Source organism: Brevibacillus laterosporus, assembly GCF_030489605.1.
In the GTDB taxonomy this organism is placed as follows: Bacteria; Bacillota; Bacilli; order Brevibacillales; family Brevibacillaceae; genus Brevibacillus_B; species Brevibacillus_B laterosporus_E.
Genome location: NZ_JAUKFY010000006.1, coordinates 178,452 through 203,909 on the forward strand (window position 1 = coordinate 178,452; position 25,458 = coordinate 203,909).

The 25,458-nt window shown below is 43.3% G+C and carries 1 protein-coding gene (cut by a window edge); it reads right to left on the bottom strand.

Going from position 1 to position 25,458, the window contains the following annotated elements; genetic code table 11:
- A protein-coding gene (locus QZ995_RS09355) for a non-ribosomal peptide synthase/polyketide synthase (protein WP_301805914.1) crosses the window boundary here: on the bottom strand, window positions 1-25,458 show its 3' portion. It continues 11,115 nt past the right edge of the window; only the last 25,458 of its 36,573 coding nucleotides appear in the window; its start codon lies off the right edge, out of view — the gene reads right to left on this strand; it ends in the stop codon at window positions 1-3.

The window sequence follows — 25,458 nt, forward strand, 5'->3', positions numbered from 1 at the left end:
TTAGAAATCAAATGTAATAGATTCTACTAGGTCATGGTTGCTAGCTGTATTCTCTACTAGCTCTAATTCCCCTAGCTTTTTGTCTGGAGTGGTAACAACCTCAGATAGTATCCGTACAAAATCATTTGCTAACTGTTCAATCATGTTTTTATTGAAAAGTTTTGTGCAATATTCGAATGCTCCTCTAATCTCTCCCTCTTCTGTGCTCATTGACAAGGTTAGGTCAAATTTAGCTACAGTGTGGTCTTGTACATAAGGAGTAACGGCTAACGATCCAATGGTTGCTTCCTGATCCTCCGTATTTTGCATAACAAACACTGTGTCGAAGAGTGGATTTCGGCTTGGGTCCCGCTTCACATTCAGCCTATCCACTAATTCTTCCAACGGATATTCTTGGTTTTCAAAGGCTTGTAGCGTGCGCTCTTTCACCTCTTCAAGGTATCCTTGGAACGTCTTATCCTTCTGCGGATAGTTACGAATTGCTAAGGTGTTAACAAACATGCCGATAAGTGGTTCTAATTCGGCAGAAAGTCTTCCGCCAACAGGAGTACCAACAATGATATCCTCTTGTCCACTGTACTTAGAAAGCAAGATTGTATAGGTAGCCATGAGAAGCATATATAATGTGCTTCCGCTATTTTCAGCCATTTGGGTTACTTGGTCTGCCAAAGCACGGTCAATGACAAATTCATGCTCAGCGCCCTCAAAACTGCGTACCGCAGGTCTCGGATAAGCAATCATTAAATCCAAGACAGGCAATGGACCAAAGAACTCGCCAAACCAATAGTTTTCTTGCTGTTCATATAACTCACTCTTGGCTCGTTGCTGTTGCCAAACCGCATAATCCTTGTACTGTAGCCGCAATGGGGACAATTCCTTGCCCTCATACAGCTCGGCCACTTCCTGTATAAGGATACCCATCGAGATTCCATCAGAAATGATATGGTGCATGTCATAGAGCAGGATATAGCGATCTGGCTCTATTTCTATCAGGCCGGCTCTGATCAACGGTGCTTGCTGAAGATCAAATTTCCGCACAAAACTGTTAATCTGTGCATCCACTTCCTCTTCTGTTGCTTGTATCTTCTCTAAGGTGAACTCCACATCTTTATAGATCCGTTGAACTACCTCTCCATCTACCATTTCAAAGCCTGTGCGTAATGACTCATGACGATCAATTAATTGACGGAATGCTGTCTCTAGCTTCATCCAATCAAGCTGACCTTCAATTCTCATCACACCCGGCATATTGTAGCTAAGCTCTCCTCCCTCGACGTGACTCAAAATATAGAGACGTTTTTGAGCTGAAGACACAGGATAGTAGTCTTTTTCCTCTGCGACAGGAATGGATATATAAGCTTGCTTCTCTGTATTGGCAATGTGATCAGCCATCTGCTCAATCGTTGGGATTTGGAATACATCTCGCAGTGTAATGCTTGTGTCTAATGCTTGATGTATTTTGGCTACAAGGGTCGTAGCACGTAAGGAATGTCCGCCGATCTCAAAGAAGTTCTCTGTAATCCCTACTTGCGATAACCCTAGGACTTCCTGCCAAATTTGAGCTAGCATCGCTTCCACCCGGGTTCTAGGTGCAACATATTCTCTACCTGTTTGCATACTTTCTTCTGGTGTTGGCAACGCTTTACGGTCTAGTTTACCGTTTGCAGTCAGAGGCATCCGTTCCATTTGGACGAAATAAGCTGGAATCATATAGTCCGGTAACTGTTGTGACAATGCTTTTCTTAGTTCGCCTACAGTCAGCTCGTGATCTGCGACAAAATACGCGCATAAGTATTTGTCGCCGCTTGCATCTTCATGTGCTATCACAATCACTTCTTGCATGGATTCGATGTTTAGAAGCTGCGTTTCAACTTCTCCAAGCTCGATGCGATAGCCGCGAATTTTGACTTGATGATCAATTCGTCCTAAATACTCAATATTGCCATCTGCCAGCCATCTCGCTAGATCGCCAGTCTTATACATACGTTCACCAGGTACAAACGGATTAGGAACAAATCGCTCGTCCGTCAACTCCGGACGATTTAAGTACCCACGAGCCAATCCTTCACCAGCAATATACAATTCTCCCTTCACTCCTACAGGTTGAAGGCGCAAATGCTCATCGAGAATGTAAGCAGATAAGGTTGGGATTGTTTTACCGATATTGCTTTTCGCCTGAGAAATTTCTACTTCGGTAATTTCCTTGTACGTAACATGGACAGTGGTTTCTGTTATTCCATACATGTTGATTAGTTTGACTTGTGGGTATTTCGCCTTCCAATCCTTCAATAAAGCTGGACTTAACGCTTCCCCACCGAAAATCACATTTCGTAAGGACAACTCTTTTCTATCATCCTTTGCTTCTTCCTGAAGCAATTGATAGAAATAGGTTGGTGTTTGATTTAATATCGTTACTTGCTGATCCTGAAGTAACTGAAGGAATTGCTTCGGACTCTTCGCTGTTAACGGAGGCACGATAACCAATTTTCCACCGTATAAGAGTGCTCCGTACATTTCCCAGACAGAGAAATCAAAGCAGAACGAATGGAATAGCGTCCATGTATCAGAATCGGTAAAATCAAACAGATTTTTGCTGTTAAATAACAGACGAACCACGTTCTTATGCTCGATCAAGGTACCCTTTGGCTTGCCTGTAGTCCCTGACGTATAGATCACATACGCCAGATTTCTTGGTCCAGAACGCAGTTCCAGATTAGAGTGATCAGTCTGGTAGGATTGTTCGTCATCTAGTAACAAGACCTGCTTATCAAAAGCTGCACGTCCTAGTAAATGGGACTGCAACAATAGCAGATTCACATTGGAATCCTCCAGCATATAGGCAATCCGCTCTTCTGGATACTCTGGATCAATCGGTACATAGGCTCCTCCTGCTTTGAGGATCGCAAGGATTCCTACAACCATATCCAAAGATCGTTCAGCCATGATGCCTACTAAATCATCAGCTTGAACACCTTGAGCTACTAATGATCTTGCAAGTCGATTTGCCTTCTCGTTTAGATCACGATAAGAAAGCTGTTCCCCCTCAAAGACGACTGCGACATGATCTGACACAAGTGCTGCCTGCTCTTCAAACAACTGATGAATTGCCTTCTCGCGTGGATAATCTGCCTCTGAATCGTTAAATGTTTCAAGAATTGCAGTTTTTTCATATGACGTAATCATCTCGATAGAGGAAAGCAGTGCCTCTGGATTTAAAAGAACAGAATCAATCACCTGCATGAAATGTTCGATCAGTCGTTCTATGGTTTCGCGCTTGTACAGGGAGCTTGCAAAATCAAAGCTGCATACGATGCTATCCTCAAGCTCTTCGGCATTTAAGGTCAAATCAAACTTAGCTACGATTGGTTGTTCCCCGTAAGGTTTTAGTTGCAAGCCTTCAATGGACAGATCTCCTTGCTCCGTGTTTTGCAGCACAAACATTGTGTCAAACAGCGGGTTACGGCTTAAATCTCGTTTCACATCCAGCTTTTCTACTAATTCTTCAAATGGATAATCCTGATTTTCAAAAGCTTGCAACGAATTGTCTTTGACCTCTTGCAAGTAAGTCAAGAAGGATTTATCCGCTTCTGGGTAATTCCGAATTGCTAAGGTGTTAACAAACATACCGATAATTGACTCAAGATCAGCGTGTGGTCTTGCTGCAATCGGCGTACCTACAATAATGTCTTCCTGACCGCTCTGTTTAGCAAGCAATGTGGTATAGACTGCAAGTAACACCATATACAAGGTAGACTCATGATCGGCTGCGAGTTTTTTCAATCCTTCACTTCTCTGTTTGTTGATTACGAATTCGACGGCTTCTCCCTCAAATTTTCTGTTTGCAGGTCGTTGATAATCAATTGGCATGTCCAGAACAGGTATTTCACCAGCAAAGACTTTTATCCAGTATGCTTCCTGCTTGCTCATCCACTCGCTTTGCATGCCTGCTTGTTGCCAAGCGGCATAATCCTTGTATTGGATACGCAGTGGAGAAAGCTGTTCTCCCCGATAAAGCTGGACAAATTCTTGCATGAGAACGCCCATAGAAACGCCGTCAGAGATAATATGATGCATATCAAATAGCAGGATGTATTGATTCACATCGACTGAAAGTAAGCCTACCCGCAATAGTGGAGCCTGTTTGAGATCGAACGCACGTACGAACCCTTCAATAATTGGTTCTGCTTCCTCTAAATTGGTTTCCCAATACTCCAGCTTAAACGACACTTCATCGTGTACTCGTTGCATTGGTTCCCCATTTACTAGCTCAAAGCCTGTGCGTAATGTTTCGTGACGTTGCGTTAATTCTTGGAAAGCCGCTTCTACACGGTCCTTATCTAGCGAACCCTCTAGCATCATAATGCCTGGCATGTTGTAGCTTAGCTCTCCACCCTCAAGATGACTTAGAATGTACAGTCTCTTTTGAGCAGAAGAAACCAAGTAGTACTCACGGTTCTCTATGACAGGAATGGAGGCGTATGTGTTATGCTCCATGCTAGCTATCAACTGAGCCAACTGTTCAATCGTCGGATATTTGAAAATGTCCCTCAGTGGTATCGCAACATTCATCTCTTTATGAATCTTGGCAACCAAAGTAGTTGCACGTAGCGAATGTCCTCCCACATCAAAGAAATTCTCTGTCACTCCAACAGTTGAAAGACCAAGCACCTCTTGCCAAATCAATGCCAAGGCTGTTTCCACTGGTGTCCGCGGAGCAATATACTCGTTTCCAGTTTGAATACTTTCTTCAGGCACTGGCAAAGCTTTTCGATCAATTTTTCCATTAGGAGTAAGAGGCATTTTGTCCAATTGTACAAAGTAAGATGGAACCATAAATTCAGGAAGAACCTGATTCAATGCTTTTCGAAGTTCATTTACCTTCAACTGATCTTCAGAAACAAAGTAGGCGCATAACTGATTTTGTCCAGCTTCTCCTTCTTTTACAATGACGATCGCTTCCTGAATAGGAGCCACCTTCATTAGCTGTACTTCCACTTCACCAAGCTCAATACGATAACCTCGAATTTTCACTTGATGATCAATTCGGCCTAAATACTCAATGTTGCCGTTTGGTAGCCATTTGGCCAAATCACCTGTTTTATACATCCGTTCACCGGCTACAAACGGATTATCCACGAATTTCTCCGCTGTAAGCTCTGGTAGGTTCAGGTATCCCCTAGCTAAACCACTTCCCGCAATGCATAACTCTCCGGCTACTCCAATTGGCTGAAGCTGATTATGAACACCAATGATATAGACCAGTTTATTTGCTATCGGGCTTCCGATAGAAATTTCCTGTTCTGGGTTCGTAATCGTCAGAGATGTAGAGACTACGCTGCTCTCTGTCGGACCGTATTCATTGCAGATTTCAATGCTTGGATTCATCTCCAGCACTTTGTTAACTAGCGACGAAACGATCTTTTCTCCTCCAACTACGATATTTTTTACAGACTTCAGATCCTCTGGATTCATCGTATCCACAATACTCCATAAGAAACTAGGTGAGCTTTGCAGATGCGTAATGCTCTCTTGCGTAATAGCATTTTTAATAGCAACAGGGTCTTTGCTTTCTCCATCCGGCAACAAATACACCGTTGAACCAGATACCAATGGACCAAACAAGTGTGTCAGGAATGGATCGAAGACAAATGGAGTAATCATCAGCGCCCGGTCGTTTTTCGTAAACCCGAATGTATTAGCTTTCCAATGGATTGTATTTGCAATACTTGCGTGTTCGACCATGACCCCTTTTGGTTTGCCCGTTGTTCCTGAGGTATAGATCACATAGGCTAAATCACTTTGTCCATGGATTGGCTCCAAATTGGAACGCTCAACCTGATAACTTGCAGAATCATCAAGAAGAACAAGCCTTTCTGCAGCAAAGAAGGAAAGCTGATCTAGCAAATGTTGTTGGGTAACAACCAACTTCGCATCTGCATCCTCTAGCATGTAACGAATGCGATCCTCTGGGTATTCAGGGTCAATTGGTACGTATGCACCGCCAGCCTTCAAGATTGCCAGCATGCCGACGATCATTTCTGTGGAACGTTCAGCCATAATGGCCACCAATTGATCAGCTTGTACACCTTTCACTCGTAATGTTCTTGCAAGTTGGTTTGCTTGATCATTTAATTCACGATAGGTCATTTGCTTATCCTGGCATACAATGGCTAGCTGGTCTGCCGAGAGTTCTGCTTGCTGTTCAAACAATTGATGAATCATGTACTCCTGCAGATAAGGAACTGCTGTATGGTTGAATTCCTTGATAATCTGCTCTTTTTCCTGCTCTGTTACTACTTCCACCATATTCACAGCGATGGCAGGGTTATTGATCACTTGCTGCATAACATGAACGAAATGCCCGAGGATTCTCTCAACACCCGCTTGATCGTACACAGCCGCATTGTACTCGGCATGAATTCTAATTTCTTCACCAGGAATTACTATGAGATTAAAGTCATAGTTGGTTTGTTCGACCATCTTGACGTTTGTAACCTCAAATGCCGTTTCGTCTTCTTTTCCTACCTGCTCCATCTGCTCTTCAACAGGATAGTTTTCAAACACCATAATATGATTGATCAAGTCCTGTTTTTGTTCTGTCAGAGCCTGAATTTCGTAAAGTGGATGGGTGTCATATTCATGAGATGCCAAAGCTTTTTCTTGATTTTGCTTTAATAAATCGGCGAAAGAAATGCTTTCCTCACAATGGATACGAACAGGAATTGTATTGATAAACAAGCCGATCATATTCTCAACGTCTCGAATATCCGCTGGTCTACCAGAAACTACACTTCCAAAGACGACATCATCCGTTCCATTGTACTTTTGAAGCATGATGCCCCATACCGTCTGCATTAATGTATTGATTGTCACCTGATGCTGTCTTGCCAGATTGTTCAACTGTGCGGTCAGATCTTTATCTACATCGCAGAAGCTCGTTCTAAAGATTTGCTCAGCTTCTTTATCTGGCGACTTCGCTTTTGGAACGATTGTTTGTTGCTCATAGCCTGCTAAATAATTGCTCCAATAGCTAGAAGCTTCTCTACCGTCTTGGTGCTCCAGCCATTCAATATAGGCACTGTATGGCGAGACTTCAGCCAATTGTGGGGCTCTTTGCTGCAGAATGGCAAAGTAGCATTCAAACACCTCTGATGCAACTAAAGATAAGCACCAGCCATCCATTAAAATGTGATGGGAGCTCCAAATTATTTTGTATTCTTCATCCTCTGTCCGAAGAATAGAAACACGCATCAATAAATCCTGACTTAAGTCGAAGCCTGTTTCCCTGTCCTTCTTGATAAAGGAGGAAACGTAAGCATTCCGCTCTTCTACATTCATCACCATCAGGTCCTCATAATATAGAGAGCTATCTTTCTCTCGATATACGACCTGTAGCGGCTGCTCCTTCCATCCCTTGTAGAAATTCGTTCTAAATATCTCATGTCTTTGGAACAGCATGCGTAAGCTTGTTTCAAAAATGTCTTCATGGAAGTTTCCACGGATGTCAAACGTCGTTTGTTCAAAATAAGCTCCAGACTGCGGGTCCATCAAGCTATGGAACCACATTCCCTTTTGCATAGGTGTCATCGCATAAATGTTTTCCACTTCACCTACATGACTGGTCTGTTCAACGATCTGTTCCAATTCATCAACAGTCAGTCCACGCAACAAGACATCGCTTGGCGTTAATTCTGGCCGCTCCTTGGCTACGCAGTGATTTAGAACTTCTCGGAGGCTTGCTTGCAGTAATGGGGCTAGCTGCTCCATCGTTTCTCTCTGGTACTCTTTTCCACTGTAAGTAATTTCAATGGATAGAGCTCCTTCTGAGATCAAACCATTCATGTCTAGTGTAAATGGCATGGTTGCATTCGGGCTTGTCTCTGCACCGCTTGCGTACGGAGATAGCTTGATATCATTGTTTTGCAAATCCTGGTCAAATTGTCCCAGATAATTAAAGCTAATCTCAGGATCTGTAAAAGCACGATCCTCGTTTCGCTTAGACAAATATCTGTGAATACCGTAACCAATTCCCTTTTGCGGGATATGACGAAGCCCTTCTTTAACACTCTTGATTTGCTGGGAAACATGTTTTCCTTCATGAAGTGTCAGTACTACTGGATATTGACTTGTAAACCAGCCTACTGTTCGGGTAATATCTATGTCTTCAATAATAGATTCGCGACCATGCCCCTCTAGGCTCACATGGATTTGTTCTATTCCAGTCCAAGAATGTATAGCCATGCCGAGCGCTGTGAGCAGCAAATCATTCACTTCTGTATTGTAGGCACGATTCGCTTGTTTCAGCAGTTGCTCTGTTTCCTCTGCTGTCCAATGCACCATAATAGACTGGCTGTCTTTCATAAGCGAGGCAGCTTCGTCATTATCTTTTGGCAGCGGAGTCATTGGAATTTGTTCAAGGTGTTGCCAATACTCTCGCTCTTGCTCCATCGCATCTGAATTAGCATACAGAGCCAATTGTTGTGCCCACAGCTGGAAGGAATCTGTTTTGTGCGGGAGGCTTATGTCCTCATTGTTTTGCGCTTGTTCATATCCATTCGCAATATCTTCGAACAGAATGCGCCATGAAACCCCGTCTACTACTAAGTGATGAAGTATGATCAACAAATGGTCCCCATTCTTGCAACGGAACAAGCCCAGCTTCATAAGCGGTCCTTCGCCTAAATTCATGCTGCTTTGCATCTCACTTGCCTTTGCTTCGACTGCTGTCGCTTCGTCAGATACATCTCGGAAATCAACAACCTCCAGGCTGTAGAGTTCGCCTTCCTCAATGCCACGGTTCCGTGCTTTATACCCGTTTTCCGTCGGGATATATACGGTCCGCACAGCATCATGGTGTTCAGCAATCTTTTGCATCACCTTGCGAAGCGCTTCTTCCTCAAAGCCTTGCTCTTTAAACAACATAACGGACTGGTTATAGTGACGTTGTTGTGTGTACGATTGCTCAAAGAACCAGTGCTGAATCGGAGTTAATTCCACTTCGCCTACCACTTCACCTTGATCCGCCAATCGGGTGATCGATCGAATCCGTTTGCTCAATTCGGCAATGGTTGGATACTGGAACAAGTCCTTCATTTCCAGCTTATAGCCTGCTTGGAACAAGCGTGATGATACCTGGATAGATTTGATAGAGTCACCACCAAGATCAAAGAATTTATCCATGATCCCTATTGCATCCGTTCCAAGTACTTCTTGCCAGATTGAAACAAGCGTCTTCTCAACCGGTGTACGTGGAGCTACGTAATCTGCACCTGTTTGTACACTTCCTTCTGGGGCAGGCAAAGCCTTGCGGTCAATTTTACCGTTTGGCGTCAGCGGCATCTCGTCCAATTGAATAAAGTAGGTTGGAATCATGTACCCTGGCAATTCTTGAGATAGTGTGTTGCGAAGTTCGCTTAGGGTCAGACTTTTCGCCGCTACAAAATAAGCGCACAACTGCTTAACCCCAGCCCCATTTTCTTGAGCAACTACGATAGCCTCTTGCATGAATGGCGTCTTCAAGAGCTTGGACTCAACTTCCGCTAGTTCAATCCGATTACCACGAATTTTTACTTGGTGGTCGATTCGGCCAACATACTCCATGTTTCCATCCGACAGCCATCTTGCCAAATCCCCAGTTCGGTACATTTTCTCTCCCGGAACAAACGGGTTATTCACGAACTTTTCTGCCGTTAGCTCTGGTCGATTCAAATAACCTCGCCCTACTCCTTTTCCGCCAATATACAGTTCACCTAGCACACCAATCGGCAGCATAGCACGGTTCTCATTTAACACGTACATTTTAACGTTAGGCAACGGTTTCCCAATAGGTAAGCTTACTGAAGGTACAGTCGTTACTTGTTCGAAATAACTTGAATCGATGCACGCTTCTGTAACACCGTAACTATTTAAAATACGCATTTGTGAACCAAATCTACTCACCAATTGAGCAAAGGCATCTGAAGGGCATTGATCTGAGCCTACAATTAATGTTTTCAAAGAACGAATGTCCAAGCTGTTTTCATACACGTACTCCATAAGTGGAATAACGATGGCTGGCGTAGATTCGAAAATGGTGATTTTGTACTCTTTCATCAATCCATAGATACGAACAGGATCTAATCTGGACTGACTCGGGCAAATCACTAATTTTCCGCCATGTAACAAAGCTCGAACATAATCACCAGTAAATACGTCAAATGAGAAGCTTGCCCATTGCAGCAATCGAACGGCATTCTCTTCTAATCGGTACGCTTTGTTCCAAGCAGCAGCGATTGAAGTAACCTGATTGTGCTCAATCATGACACCTTTAGGCTTGCCTGTTGTTCCTGATGTATAGATGACATAAGCAAGATGCTCCGGGCCCGATGCTGCTGTTAGATTCGTTCCATCCTGATCGTAGCTGTCGGAATCATCTAACAGTACAAGTTTTCCAGTAAAGGATACGCGTTCTGCTAAATGACTCTGCAAGACTAATAGTTTCGCTTCAGCATCCTCTAGCATATAGCTGATACGTTCTTCTGGATATTCAGGATCAATTGGTACATACGCACCGCCAGCTTTGAGAATTCCCAAGATTCCAACCATCATTTCCACCGATCGATCAACCATTATTCCTACTATCTGATCGGCTTCAACACCTTTAGATCGCAATGTTCGGGCTAGTTGATTCGCTCGCTCATTGAGTTCGCGGTAGGTTAATTGATCACCCTCATGTACAATCGCTACTTGATCTGGAGTACGCTCCACTTGCTCTTCAAATAAGCAATGTATCGTTTTTTCGCTTGCATAATCAATAGCCGTAGCATTAAACACATCTAAAATTGCTTCTTTTTCTGCCAAAGTAATCATGTCGAAAGATCCTAGTGTATTTTGAGGATTTTGGACAATGGCTGAAATGATTTGTTTGAAATGCCCCACCATGCGCTCAGCAGTCTCTCTCTTGAATAGAGCCGTAGCATATTCTAACGTGCATACAATTCCTTCTTCTCTCTCCATTGCTTCTAGTGTCAGATCGAATTTAGCCACGGTATTTTCACTTGGATAAGGCTTAACATGCAATCCTTCCATCTGTAGCTTGCCTTGCTCCAACGTGATAAATTCAAACATCGTGTCAAACAGAGGATTTCGGCTTAAATCTCGGTTTACTTTCAGCTTTTCTACCAATTCTTCAAATGGATAATCCTGATTTTCATAAGCTTTGAGAGCATTTACCTTCACTTCTTGCAGATATTCATAGAAGAATTTGTCTTTAGACGGATAGTTGCGAAGCGCTAAGGTATTCAGGAAAACACCAATCATCTCTTCAAGCTCAGCATGTGGTCTTCCAGCAATCGGAGATCCCACAATTATATCCTCTTGGCCTGTATATTTATGCAGGAGCGTAGTATATGCTGCTAGCATGACCATGTGTAAGGTAGAACCCGTTTGGGCCGCGAGTTTCTTTAATCCCTCCCTCTCATGATCCTCTATTACAAATTCAATCGTTTCACCAGCAAAGCTTTGTAGAGCTGGTCGAACATAGTCGGCAGGCAGATCTAGTACAGGAATCTCTTTGCGGAATGCATCCAGCCAATATGCTTCCTGCTGTTTCATTTGCTCACTGTGAACATTTGTATGTTGCCATGCAGCATAATCCTTGTATTGGATACGAAGCGGTGACAGCTCTTCTCCTGCATATAGTCGAGCGAATTCTTGAATAAGATTGCCCATTGAAACCCCATCAGAAATGATATGGTGCATATCAAATAGCAAGAGGTAACGATCAGAGTTGGTTTCAATCAAACCAACACGTAGCAATGGTGCCGTTTTCAAGTCAAATTCGCGAATAAATCCATGTACATGCTCTTTTGCTTCTTCAAGACTTGCCCGTACATACGAAATAGAGAAGTCAACCTCTTGATGAACTCGTTGTACTGGTTCTCCATTTACCATTTCAAAGCTGGTTCGCAAGGTTTCGTGACGCTCGATCAGTTTCTGGAAGGCTTCCTCCACCCGCTGTTTGTCCAACGAGCCTTCAATCATCACGATATCTGGCATATTGTAGCTAATTTCGCCGCCTGTGAACTGACTTAAAATGTATAAACGTTTTTGTGCAGAAGATACAGGGTAGTACTCCCGCTCCTCAGTAACTGGAATTGAGGTATACGTACTTTGCTCCTTACCAGCTATTACGTTGGCCATTTGCTCGATAGTCGGGTATTGGAATACATCCCGAAGAGGAAGATTTTTGTTCATTTCTTTATAAATCCTCGCTACCAGGTTTGTTGCTCGTAAGGAGTGCCCACCGATTTCAAAGAAGTTATCTCTTATTCCGACGGTTTCTAGTCCTAGTACCTCTTGCCAAATTTGTACCAGCTTAACTTCCATCCAAGTACGAGGCGCCGCGTATTCTGCTCCCGTGTGAATGCCTCCATCTGGGGCAGGAAGTGCGTTACGATCAATTTTTCCGTTTGGGGTAAGTGGCATTTGTTCCAGTTGAATAAAGTAGGACGGAACCATATAGCTTGGCAATTCCTGAGACAATTGGGCTTTTAGATCATGGACAGTCAGTTGCTGCTCCGCTACAAAATAAGCGCATAACTGTTGCTGACCCTCTTGATCTCCACTTGCAATAACCACTGCCTCCTGTACCGAGCTTACATGTAATAGCTGTGTCTCTATTTCACCTAGCTCGATTCGATGGCCTCTAATTTTTACCTGATGGTCAATCCGACCAAGATACTCGATCGTGCCATCTGGCAGCCATTTGGCCAAATCTCCTGTTTTATAAATTCTTTCTCCCGGTACAAGCGGGTTCTCCACAAACTTCTCTGCCGTAAGCTCAGGACGATTCCAGTAGCCTCTTGCCAATCCTTCACCAGCGATGCACAGCTCCCCTGCAACCCCGATCGGTTGTGGCTGACCTTCAGCATTTAACAGATAGAAGCGTGTATTGAGAAGCGGCTTACCGATTGTTATTTGCCCCTCATCTGTTACATCTTCGACTGACGACCATACAGTGGTTTCCGTTGGTCCATACATATTGTACAGATTTGCAGATGTATTCTTGCGCAACGTCTCCATCAAGGAAGTAGGCAGCGCTTCTCCTCCGAGCATAATTACTTGCAGCTGTTGCAAGCAATCGAGATAGTTAGACGATAGCAACATCTGCATACGAGATGGGGTCATTTGAATCATGTCTATTTGTTGTTCGACAATCGCGTCACTCAATGCTTTTGGATCTGTTTGCTGATCTGTATTAGCTAGAACGACTCTTACTCCTTTACTTAATGCTAGGAACGTTTCTAACACGAAGATATCAAACGAGATCGTGGTAACAGATAAGAGGGACTTGCCTTGAACAAATTCAATTCGATCTGTGATACCTTGTATCAGGTTTGCGACCGACTGATGCTGAAGCATAACCCCTTTTGGTTTGCCTGTTGATCCAGACGTATAGATGACATAAGCCAAATCATCGGAACTGCCCAGCGCATCTAGATTTGAGCCGTCATGATGATAAGTGGTTTCCTCATCTAACGATATACGTCTGGTTACAAAAGTGAGGCGATCGCGCAATTGGTTTTGCATGACGACCAGCTTGGCTCCAGCATCCTCCAGCATGTAACGGATACGTTCTTCTGGGTATTCCGGATCAATCGGTACGTAAGCCCCGCCGGCCTTCAGGATACCTAATAATCCGATCATCATTTCTAAAGAACGTTCCACCATAATGCCGACTAGCTGATCCGGCTGCACACCTTCAGCACGTAGTGTGCGTGCCAATTGGTTAGCTCGTTCATTTAGTTCACGGAATGTCATCTGCTGTCCTTCGTAAACCACGGCCACCTGATCTGGTGTGCGCATCACCTGATCCTCAAATAACTGGTGAATCGTTTGTTCCCGAGGATATTCTGCTGTTGTATCATTAAACGTTTCAAGAATGAACGCTTTCTCTTCAGCTGTTATCATCTCTAGGCCAGCCAGCTTTTCATGTGGATCATTAATGATACCATCGATCACCTGTAGGAAATGCTCTGCCATCCGTTCTATGGTCTCACGTTTGTATAGTGAGGTAGCATATTCCATTCCGCATCTGATGCCATCTGCTTCTTCCATTGCATTCAATGTTAAATCAAATTTGGCAACACCATGCTCATCTGCATAAGGAGTAAATGTCAAGTCTTCAATAGCAAACTCCTCATTCTCCATATTTTGCATGATAAACATTGTGTCAAATAATGGATTTCGACTGAAGTCACGCGCTACTTGCAATTGTTCAACCAGTTCCTCAAACGGATACTCCTGATTCTCAAATGCTTCTAACGCATGTTCCTTGACTTCTTGCACGAACGCATAGAAGGATTTTTCCTTTGCAGGCTGAGTCCGGATCGCTAATGTATTAATAAACATACCAATCAAGTTTTCTAAATCAGCATGAGGTCTACCAGCAATTGGCGTTCCGATGATGATATCTTCTTGTCCGCTATATTTGTGAAGCATAGTTGAATAGCTAGCCAGTAAAACCATAAATAAAGTAGAACCGGTCTGAGCTGCGATCTCTTTTAATCCCTTAGTACGTTCTTTATCAATGAAGAAATCAAAAGTCTCTCCTTGATAAGTTTGTATCGCAGGTCTGACAAAGTCCGTCGGCATATCCAAGACTGGAATTTCTCCCCGGAAAACATCTAGCCAATATTCTTCCTGCTTGTTCATTTGCTGGCTTTGTACTTCCTCTTGTTGCCACACTGCATAGTCCTTGTACTGAATCCGAAGCGGTGGCAGCTCCTCACCTTTGTATAATTGAACGAACTCATGTATCAGAATGCTTGAAGATGCACCATCAGAAACAATATGGTGTATATCAAACAGGAGGAGGTGTCGATTTATGCCAAGCTCGATGAGTCCAACTCTGAGAAGCGGCGCTTTTTCCAAATCAAATGCGCGAACAAAGGCTCTAATCAGATGTTTTGCTTCTTCTTCAGTTGCCTGTGCATACTCTATTTCAAACTCTACTTCCTGATACACTCGCTGAATTGGCTCTCCATTTATCATTTCAAAGCCAGTTCGCAGTGCTTCATGTCGTTCAATCAATTTTCTAAAGGCTTCCTCTAAGAATGTTCGATTAAGCGGCCCCTCTATTAGAAGGACGCTCGGCATATTGTAGCTGAGCTCTCCACCTTCCATCTGACCTAAGACATACAATCGTTTTTGTGCGGATGAGACAGGATAGTAATCTCTTTGCTCAACAATAGGTACAGAAGCATACGCAGCTTGAGCTTTTACATCTGTAATTTTTGCTGCCATTTGCTCAATCGTTGGAGAACTAAATACATCCCGTAACGCTACATTTAGCCCCAACTCTTTGTGTATTTTAGCCACTAAAGTTGTCGCACGTAACGAGTGGCCTCCAATATCAAAGAAGTTGTCCTTAACTCCAATGTCTGATACTCCCAGTACCTCTTCCCAAATCTGCGCCAAGGAAAGCTCCAGTGAAGTACGCGGTGCTACATGCTCTACTCCCGTTTGCAGACTACCCTCTGGGGCAGGTAATGCTTTTCGATCAATTTTTCCGTTTGGTGTTAGTGGCAGCTCCTCAAGCTGTACAAAGTATGACGGGATCATATATGCAGGCAGCTCTTGCATAAGGGTTGCTCTCAGATCGCTCACGATAAGCTGATTTTCAGCTACAATGTAGGCGCATAGATGCTTTTGTCCAACTGAATCCTCCTGAGCTATCACCACAACTTCTTCAATCGAATCGATCTTTACTAGCTGTGCTTCTATTTCACCTAGCTCAATTCGGTTTCCACGAATTTTGACTTGATGGTCGATTCGACCTACATATTCGATGTTGCCATCTGGCAGCCATCTGACTAAATCGCCTGTTCTGTACATTCTTTCGTTGTCAATAAATGGATTGTCTACAAATTTTTCTGCTGTCAGATCAGGGCGATTCAGGTAACCACGCCCCACACCTATTCCAGAAATATACAGCTCACCTGGAATACCTACAGGCTGTATAGCACGATTCTCATCTAATACGTACATTTTTACGTTAGGCAGCGGTTTTCCTATCGGCAGATTCAACGACAAGAGAGTTGTCGTCTGCTCATAGAAGCTTGAATCAATGCACGCTTCTGTCACACCATAACTGTTAAGAATGCGCATCTGGTCACCAAATCTGCTTAGCAACTGAGCAAAAGCCTCTACAGAGCATTGGTCTGAACCTACAATCAGCGTTTTTAATGTATGGATATCTAGCTTGTTCTCGTAGACGTAATCCATAAGAGGAATCACGATAGCTGGTGTTGATTCAAAAATGCTAACCTGATGCTTACTAATGAGCTCATAGATGCTAGCAGGGTCCAATCTGGCATGACTTGGGCAAATAACTAATTCCCCGCCATGTAAGAGAGCACGTACATAATCACCTGTGAATACATCAAAGGCAAAACTAGCCCATTGCAAGACTATTGGATGTTGTTCATGTAACCCATAGGCTACTTTCCAAGCGTTGGACATAGCAGTCAATTGCTTGTGCTCAATCATTACACCTTTTGGTTTGCCTGTTGTTCCTGACGTATAGATGACATAAGCTAGGTGATTTGGTCCTTGTATCGGTTCGAGATTTGAGCGATTTTCACTATAAGACTCTGGCTCATCCAGAAGCACCATGCTTCCCGTAAAGGCAACACGATCTTGTAAGTGACTTTGTGTAACAATTAGGCTTGCTCTCGCATCCTCTAGCATGTAGCTGATACGTTCTTCTGGATACTCAGGATCAACCGGAACATAAGCAGCACCTGATTTTAGAATACCTAAAATCCCAATCATCATCTCAACAGAACGCTCAACCATGATCCCAATCAGTTGATCGGCTTGTACGCCCTTACTTCTCAAGGTTCTGGCTAACTGATTTGCTCGTTCATTCAGTTCACGGTAAGTCAACTGCTTGTCTTCACACACAACTGCCACTTGATCTGGTGTACGCTCTACCTGATTCTCAAACAATTGCTGGACAGTCTTCTCTTCCTGATAATCAGCTATTACGTTGTTAGATTGATGTAAGATTTCCGCTTTTTCTTCAACGGTTACCAGCTCCAGTTGATCTACAGATACCTGCGGATCATTGACCACTTGCTGCAGCATGTGAACAAAATGGCCCAAAATCCTGTCAATTCCTGCTTGATCAAAGACAGACGCATTGTACTCGATATGGACTCTAATTTCGTCTCCAGGGAGAATATTTAGATTAAAGTCATAGTTTGTCTGTTCTACAATCGAAACGTTCGCAATCTCAAAGGCTTCCGGATTATTACCGCCGACTTGCTCCATCTGTTGTTCCATTGGATAGTTTTCAAATACCATAATATGGTTTATCAAATCTTGTTTTTGTTCAGACAAGGCTTGGATTTCATAAAGTGGATACGTGTCATACGCATGGGATGCTATTGCATGCTCTTGACTTCGTTTCATCACCTCAGCAAATGTATCACCCGCCTCGGAACGAACACGTATCGGGATGGTATTAATGAACAGACCAATCATGCTCTCAACATCTGGAATATCAGCCGGTCTTCCTGAAACAACGCTTCCGAAAACAACATCCTTACTACCATTGTACTTCTGAAGCATCAGCCCCCACACAGCCTGCATTAACGTATAGATTGTCACCTGATGTTTTCTTGCGAGCCCATTCATCTGCACAGTCAGTTCTCGACTCAAATCGCAGAAACGATGATCGAAAACAGGAAGTTCTTTTCTTGGAAGCTTGTCTTTTGGCACTGTCGTTTGTTGGTCATACTCAGCCAAATAATTGCTCCAATAGCTAGACGCTTCTTGCATGTCCTGACGTTCTAACCATTCGATATAAGCACTATATGGCGGAACCTCAGTCAATCTCGGTTCTCTGTTTTGCATGATGGCAAAGTAGCATTCAAACACCTCTTGAGCAACAAGAGATAAGCACCAGCCATCCATTAGAATATGATGAGAACTCCAGATGACCCTGTATTCCTCCGTGCCTGTTCGTAAAACGGATATTCGCAACAGCGTATCCTGGCTAAGATCAAATCCCGTTTCTTTATCCTTTTGGATAAAGTCTTTCAAGTACAATTCCTGTTCAGCTTTATCCATTCCCAATAGCTCTTCATAATGCAGGACATGGGCTCTATTTTGGAATACAACTTGAACTGGTTGATCCTTCCAGTCGTTGTAGAAGCTTGTTCTAAAAATCTCGTGGCGTTGGAACAGCATTTGTAAGCTTTGTCCGAAAACGGTAGCATCAAAGCGTCCAAGCACATCAAATGCCGTTTGTTCAAAATAAGCTCCTGATTGCGGATCCATGAGACTATGGAACCACATTCCCTTCTGCATTGGCGTCATTGCATAAATGTTTTCAATTTCACCAATGTGCTTGGTTTTTGCTTCAATCTGTTCAAGGTCTTCTACCGTCAATCCTCTTAGTAAAACATCACTTGGCGTCAGTTCTGTACGTTCTTTTGATACGCAGTGCTCAATTACTTGACGTAGACTCTCTTGTAAAAGCTTAGTGAACTGCTCCACCGTTTCGCGATGATACTCTTTGCCGCTGTAATGGATTGTTATTGACAAGGCGCCATTCGAAATCACGCCATTCATATCCATTGCATATTGCATCGTCGCATTTTCACTCATGTCTGAGCCTTTTGAATATGGAGACAGCTCGATAGCATTATTTTGCAAGTCCTGATCAAACTGACCGAGATAATTAAAGCTAATCTCAGGCTCAGATGTGAATGCATGCTCCTCGCGGCTGTCAGATAAATATCTTAGGATTCCGTAGCCAATTCCCTTTTGAGGTATTTGGCGAAGCCCCTCTTTAACCGTTTTTATTAATGTAGACATCTGTTTGCCAGCATTCATCTGTAGCAGGACAGGATATTGACTCGTAAACCATCCTACGGTACGTGTGATGTCGACATCTGAAAGAATAGCCTCTCTGCCGTGTCCTTCCATATTTATCAGCACATGTTCCATTCCTGCCCAAGAATGAAGCGCTAAGCTTAAAGCTGCCAGCAATAGATCATTTACTTCTGTGTTATAAGCTCGGTTTGCCTGTTTTAACAACTGCTCGGTTTCCAGCTCTGTCCAATGAACAGTGACAGACTCAACATCCTTCATCACGGAAGTAACTTCTCGGTTATCTTTTGGTAATGGGGAGGTTTTTGTTTGGTCGATTTGCATCCAGTATTTACGCTCTAGCTCGATTTGTTCACTATTGGCGTATTGGGATAACTGCTCTGCCCATGTGCGGAACGAATCTGTTTTATACGGGAAGCGAATGGCTTCTTCCTTAACAGCTTGTTCATAGCCACTTGCAATATCCTCAAACAAGATTCTCCACGAAACCCCATCCACTACTAGATGATGGATCACAATCAGCAAATGATCTCCATCCTCGCAGCGGAATAACCCAAGCCTTAGAAGCGGCCCTTCACTCATACTGATGCTCGCCTGCAACTGTTTTGCTTTCTCTTCGATCGCTTGAGCGCAGTTGGTCACGTTTTTGAAATCAAAAATATCGAGACTATAGGCTTCCCCTTCGCCTACCCCGCGGTACCATGCCCGATACTCACCTTCAGATTCGCGAATGACCATCCGTAGTGCATCGTGGTGTTCCGTGATTTTATCCATTACTTTATGAAGAGCGGTTTCATCAAAGCCTTCTGCCCGGTATAGCATCATCGCTTGGTTATAGTGATCGGAGTCCGCATAGGATTGCTCAAAGAACCAGCGTTGAATCGGAGTTAACAACGCTTCCCCTATTACCTCTCCTTGATCAGCTATTCTTGTAACCGAATGAATATGCTTGCTTAGCTCAGCTATAGTTGGATAGCGGAATAAATCTTTCATCTCCAGCTTATAACCTGCCTGCAATAAGCGTGAAGAAACCTGTATAGATTTGATCGAGTCGCCGCCAAGATCAAAGAAATTATCCATGATCCCGATTGCTTTTGTACCCAAAACAGCTTGCCAAATGGAAACCAGCATTCTCTCTGCCGCTGTGCGAGGTTCCACGTATTCGATTTCATTCTCGATATTTCCATCTGGGATAGGCAACGCTTTGCGATCGATTTTTCCATTCGGTGTAAGCGGTAATTGCTCTACTTGCATGAAATACGAAGGAACCATGAAACTCGGAAGTACTTGTGACAAAGCCTCTCTTAGTTCACTTGAAGATAGTTTTTGATCTGCTACAAAATAAGCGCACAAATACTTTCTTCCTGCTTGGTCCTCTTGTGCAACGACGACATTTTCTTTTATCTTCGCGATTTTTAAAAGCTGTGTTTCTACTTCTCCTAATTCAATTCGGTTCCCGCGGATTTTTACCTGATGATCGATCCGACCCAGATATTCAATATTGCCATTCGGTAACCACCTTACCAAGTCGCCTGTTCGGTACATCCGCTCTCCTGCAACAAACGGATTTTCTACAAACTTCTCTGCTGTCAGCTCTGGACGGTTCAAGTAACCTCGTCCCACACCTTTTCCGGCTATATACAGCTCGCCTGGTATCCCGATAGGCTGCATCACATTGTTTTCATGTAAAACGTACATTTTAACATTAGGCAACGGCTTACCAATCGGTATATTCATAGCGAAAAGAGAGTCAGTCTGTTCAAAGAAGCTAGAATCAATGCATGCCTCAGTTACCCCATAGCTGTTAAGAATACGCATGTGCGAGCCAAATCGAGTTAGCAGGGTCGCAAACGCATCTGGCGGACATTGATCGGAGCCAACAATTAGCGTTTGTAAGGAAAGAACATCCAATTTGTTGTCATAAATATAATCCATGAGCGGTACGACAATGGCGGGTGTTGATTCAAAAATAGTAACCTTATGTCCTCTGATTAGCTCATAGATGCTCGCAGGATCTAGTCTGGAATGACTTGGACATATAATCATTGTTCCGCCATACAGTAGTGCCCGGACATAATCTCCTGTAAATACGTCAAAGGAGAAGCTTGCCCACTGCAATACTGTTGGTCGCTCTTCACCTAATCCATAGGCTACTTTCCAAGCATGAGCCATCGCTGCCAATTGTTGTTGCTCAATCATGACACCTTTTGGCTTACCTGTTGTTCCAGATGTATAAATCACATACGCTAAATGATTTGGACCTTGAATTGGTTTTAGATTGGAATGATCGTGACTATATGCTTCTGCATCATCCAGCATAACGATGCTGCCTGTAAAAGCTACACGCTCCCGCAAATGGGTTTGCGTTACCAGCAGCTTGGCTCCCGCATCCTCGAGCATATAGCTAATGCGTTCCTCAGGATACTCAGGGTCAATCGGTACATAGGCTGCGCCGGCTTTTAGAATCGCAAGAATACCGACTATCATTTCTAATGAACGTTCAGCCATGATCCCTACCAGTTGATCAGCACGTACTCCAGCAGCTCTCAATGTATGAGCCAGTTGATTTGCCTTTTCATTTAGTTCACGGTATGTTAGCTGACTTCCCTCATAAACAACCGCTACCTGATCCGGAGCATTTTCTACCTGTGCCTCAAATAGCTGTTGAATGGTCATTGCATGAGGATAATCCATGTCCGTATCATTAAATACTTCTAGGATTTGTGCCTTTTCTGTATCTGTAATTAATTCCAGCTCGTTTACACGAATGTGTGGATTGTCCGCAATTTGCTCCAGAATGTGTACAAAATGTCCTAAAATCTGTTGAATGCTATCCTGATCATAGACAACTGCATTGTACTCGGAGCAAATATCCATATTTTCCCCTGGAATAACAGATAGGTTGAAATCATAGTTGGTTTGCTCCATGATCTGGATATTTGCAATCTCAAAGCCCTCTTCATCGCCATTGCCCAACTGCTCAATTTGTTCTCCCATTGGATAATTTTCAAACACAATAATATGGTTGATCAAATCCTGTTTTTGTGCAGATAGCCGTTGGATGTCGTATAGCGGATGAGTATCAAATGCTTGAGATACAAGAGCCTGCTCCTGTCCACGAAGCATTACATCTGCAAAAGATTCTTCCTTTGTGCAACGAATGCGAACAGGAACTGTGTTGATAAATAACCCAATAATGTTTTCAATTCCAGGAATTTCGGTTGGTCTTCCAGAGACAACACTTCCAAAAACAACATCTTGGCTATCATTATATTTTTGCAAGGTAATTCCCCATGCTGCTTGTACCAGCGTATTAATTGTTACTTGTGTTTGTTTTGCTATCTGATGCAAGCGCTCGGTTAGCTCCTTGCCAAGCTGACGAGTGAACTTCGATGCAGAATAGCCCTCAAGTTTGTTTGACACCTTTCCTTTTGGCAGTAAGGTTTGCTGGTCGTAACCAGACAGATACTCACTCCAGTAATCAGATGCCTTAGCCTCATCCTGATTTTCCAGCCACTCAATATAGTTACTATAAGGTGTTACATCTCCAAGCTCAGGCTGCCTATTTCCTCGAATGGCAAAATAGCTGCCAAACACTTCTTTTGTCAAAAGAGATAAGCACCAGCCATCCATCACGATATGATGGAAGCTCCAGATCATGTGATACGCTTTTTCATCTGTACGCAAGATGGACACCCGAATGAGTGAATCTTGGGCCAAATCAAATCCTTTCGCCTTATCTTCAACAGCGAAATTAGCGAGATATGCATCACGCGTTGCCTTATCCATTTGACGCAAATCTTCATAATAAAGCTCACTGCGTTTGTTTCGATAAGCCACTTGTACGGGTAGGTCTTTTAAACCATTGTAGAAATTTGTTCTTAATGCAACATGCCTTTGCGTTAAGATATCTAAACTTTTTCCAAAAGCAATGACATCAAAGCTTCCTTTTAAATCAAACGTCGTTTGTTCAAAGTAAGCTCCAGACGATGGATTCATCAGGCTGTGGAAATACATCCCCTTTTGCATCGGTGTCAACGGATAAACGTTTTCAATCGCACCAAGGTGTTGTGTATCCTCCACTAATCGTTCCAGTTCTTCAATCGTCAGACCTTTTAATAAAAGATCACTTGGAGTCAATTCTGGACGTTCCAAAGCTATGCAGTGTCGAATTACCTCTTGCAAGCTAGAACGTAACAGCTCAGCAATATGCATAATGGTTTCGTGCTTATATTCCTTGCCGTTAAAGCCAATCGTAAGCTCTAATACACCTTTGGAAATCAAACCATTCATATCCAGAGTGTATCTGCGTTCCTTATCTTGGCTGACAGCTTCTCCACTTGAATAAGGCGAGAATTGCATATCATTGCGTTGTAGATCCTGATCGAATTGTCCCAGATAGTTAAATGTGATCTCAGGCTCCGCCATAAATGTCATACCGTCTTTAGGTTCAGATAGATATCTTAGAATGCCGTAGCCAATACCTTTTTGCGGAATTTGACGCAGTCCCTCTTTACTAGTCTTAATCAGCTGGCCGATATGTTTGTTTGCGCTGGTTTGCAAAACGACTGGGAACTGACTGGTAAACCAACCAACTGTACGTGAAATATCAATATCTGGAACGATAGATTCCCGACCATGGCCTTCTAAATTCACCAATACTTGTTCCGCACCTGTCCACGCATGAATAGCCATTCCAAGCGCAGTTAATAACAGATCATTTACTTCTGTATTGTAGGCACGATTTGCCTGTTTTAAGAGCTGTTCTGTTTCTTGCTCTGTCCAGCGTATGGTAACGATTTCTCCATCTCTTACATATGACTTGTCCAGAACCTGATCTTTCGGTATCGGTATCGTCTTAATTTGTTCAATTTGATTCCAATAAGCTCGCTCCGCTTCCATCGTCGGACTGTTGGCATAGTGAGACAACTGTTCAGCCCAAGTTTGGAAGGAATCGGTTTTTTGAGGGAGACGGATCTCTTGTCCATTCCATGCTTGTTCGTAACCTGATGCAATGTCCTCAAATAAAATTCGCCAAGAGACGCCATCAACGGCCAAGTGGTGAATTACGATCAGCAAATGATCACCATCTGAACATTTGAAAAGTCCAAGCTTCATTAGTGGACCTTCTGTTATGTTGATGCTGCTTTGAATCTCATTTGCTTTCGTCTCAATTATCTGGGCCACTTCACGTTCGTTTCTCAAGTCAATTATTTCAAGACTGTATAGCTCTCCTTCATCTACCCCGCGATTCCAAGCCTCATAACCAGCTTCGGTTTCTTTGAAAACCATTCGCAAAGCATCGTGATGCTCTACAATCTTTTGCATTACTTGACGCAGTACCCCTTCATCGAATCCTTGCTTTTGATACAGGGTGACTGCTTGGTTAAAATGGTGCGGCTCTGCCGATTTTTGTTCAAAAAGCCAGTGATGAATTGGCGTTAACTTTATTTCCCCAACTACTTCTCTTTGGTCTGCAATTTTGCTAACCGCTTGAAGATGCGGACTTAATTGAGCTATAGTTGGATATTTGAACAAATCTTTAATCTCTAGCTTGTAGCCTGCTTGAAGCAATCTGGAAGAAACCTGAATAGCTTTGATAGAGTCTCCCCCAAGGTCTAGGAAATTCTCTAAAACACCGATCTGTTGACTTCCCAAGACAGACTGCCAAATCGAAACCAATGTTTGTTCAACCGGCGTACGAGGCTCTACATGCTCAACTCCTGTTTGTACGCCGCCCTCCGGTACAGGTAGTGCCTTGCGATCAATTTTTCCGTTTGTAGTAAGAGGCATTTGTTCTAATTGTATAAAGAAAGCCGGAATCATAAAGCTAGGCAATTCCTGAGCCAGTGCGTTTCGAATCTCACCCACAGTTAACTGCTTATCAGCTACGAAATACGCGCATAGGTGCTTCTGCCCCTCCTGCTCTTCACGTGCAATCACAATAGCCTCTTGCACAGATTCGATTCGTAACAGATGTGCTTCCACCTCGCCAAGCTCGATCCGATACCCGCGAATTTTCACCTGATGGTCGATACGCCCTAAATATTCAATATTTCCATCTGGTAACCATCTCGCCAAGTCTCCAGTCTTATACAGCTTCTCTTCTGGAGCAAATGGATTATCCACGAACTTCTCTGTTGAAAGCTGTGGAAGATGCAAATAACCTCTGGCCAATCCTGTACCTGCAATGCATAGCTCTCCCGCTACGCCCACCGGCTGAAGCTGATTATGCTGATTTAGGATATACACCTGTTTATTTGCAATTGGCCGGCCAATTGATAGCTCCTGTTCTGGCTGGGTTATGGACAGCGATGTAGTAACTACACTGCTTTCAGTAGGACCGTATTCATTGCAAATTTCAATGCTTGAATTCAATTCCGCCACTTTTTTTACAAGGGAGGCAACAATCTTCTCTCCACCAACTACAATGTTTTTTACTGACTGTAAATCTTGGGGATTCATTGTTTCGACAATTGCCCATAAAAAGCTAGGTGAGCTTTGGAAATGGGTCATTTGGTGCTGAGTAATTGCTTTTTTGATCGCTTCCGGGTCCTTACTTTCTTCGTCACGCAA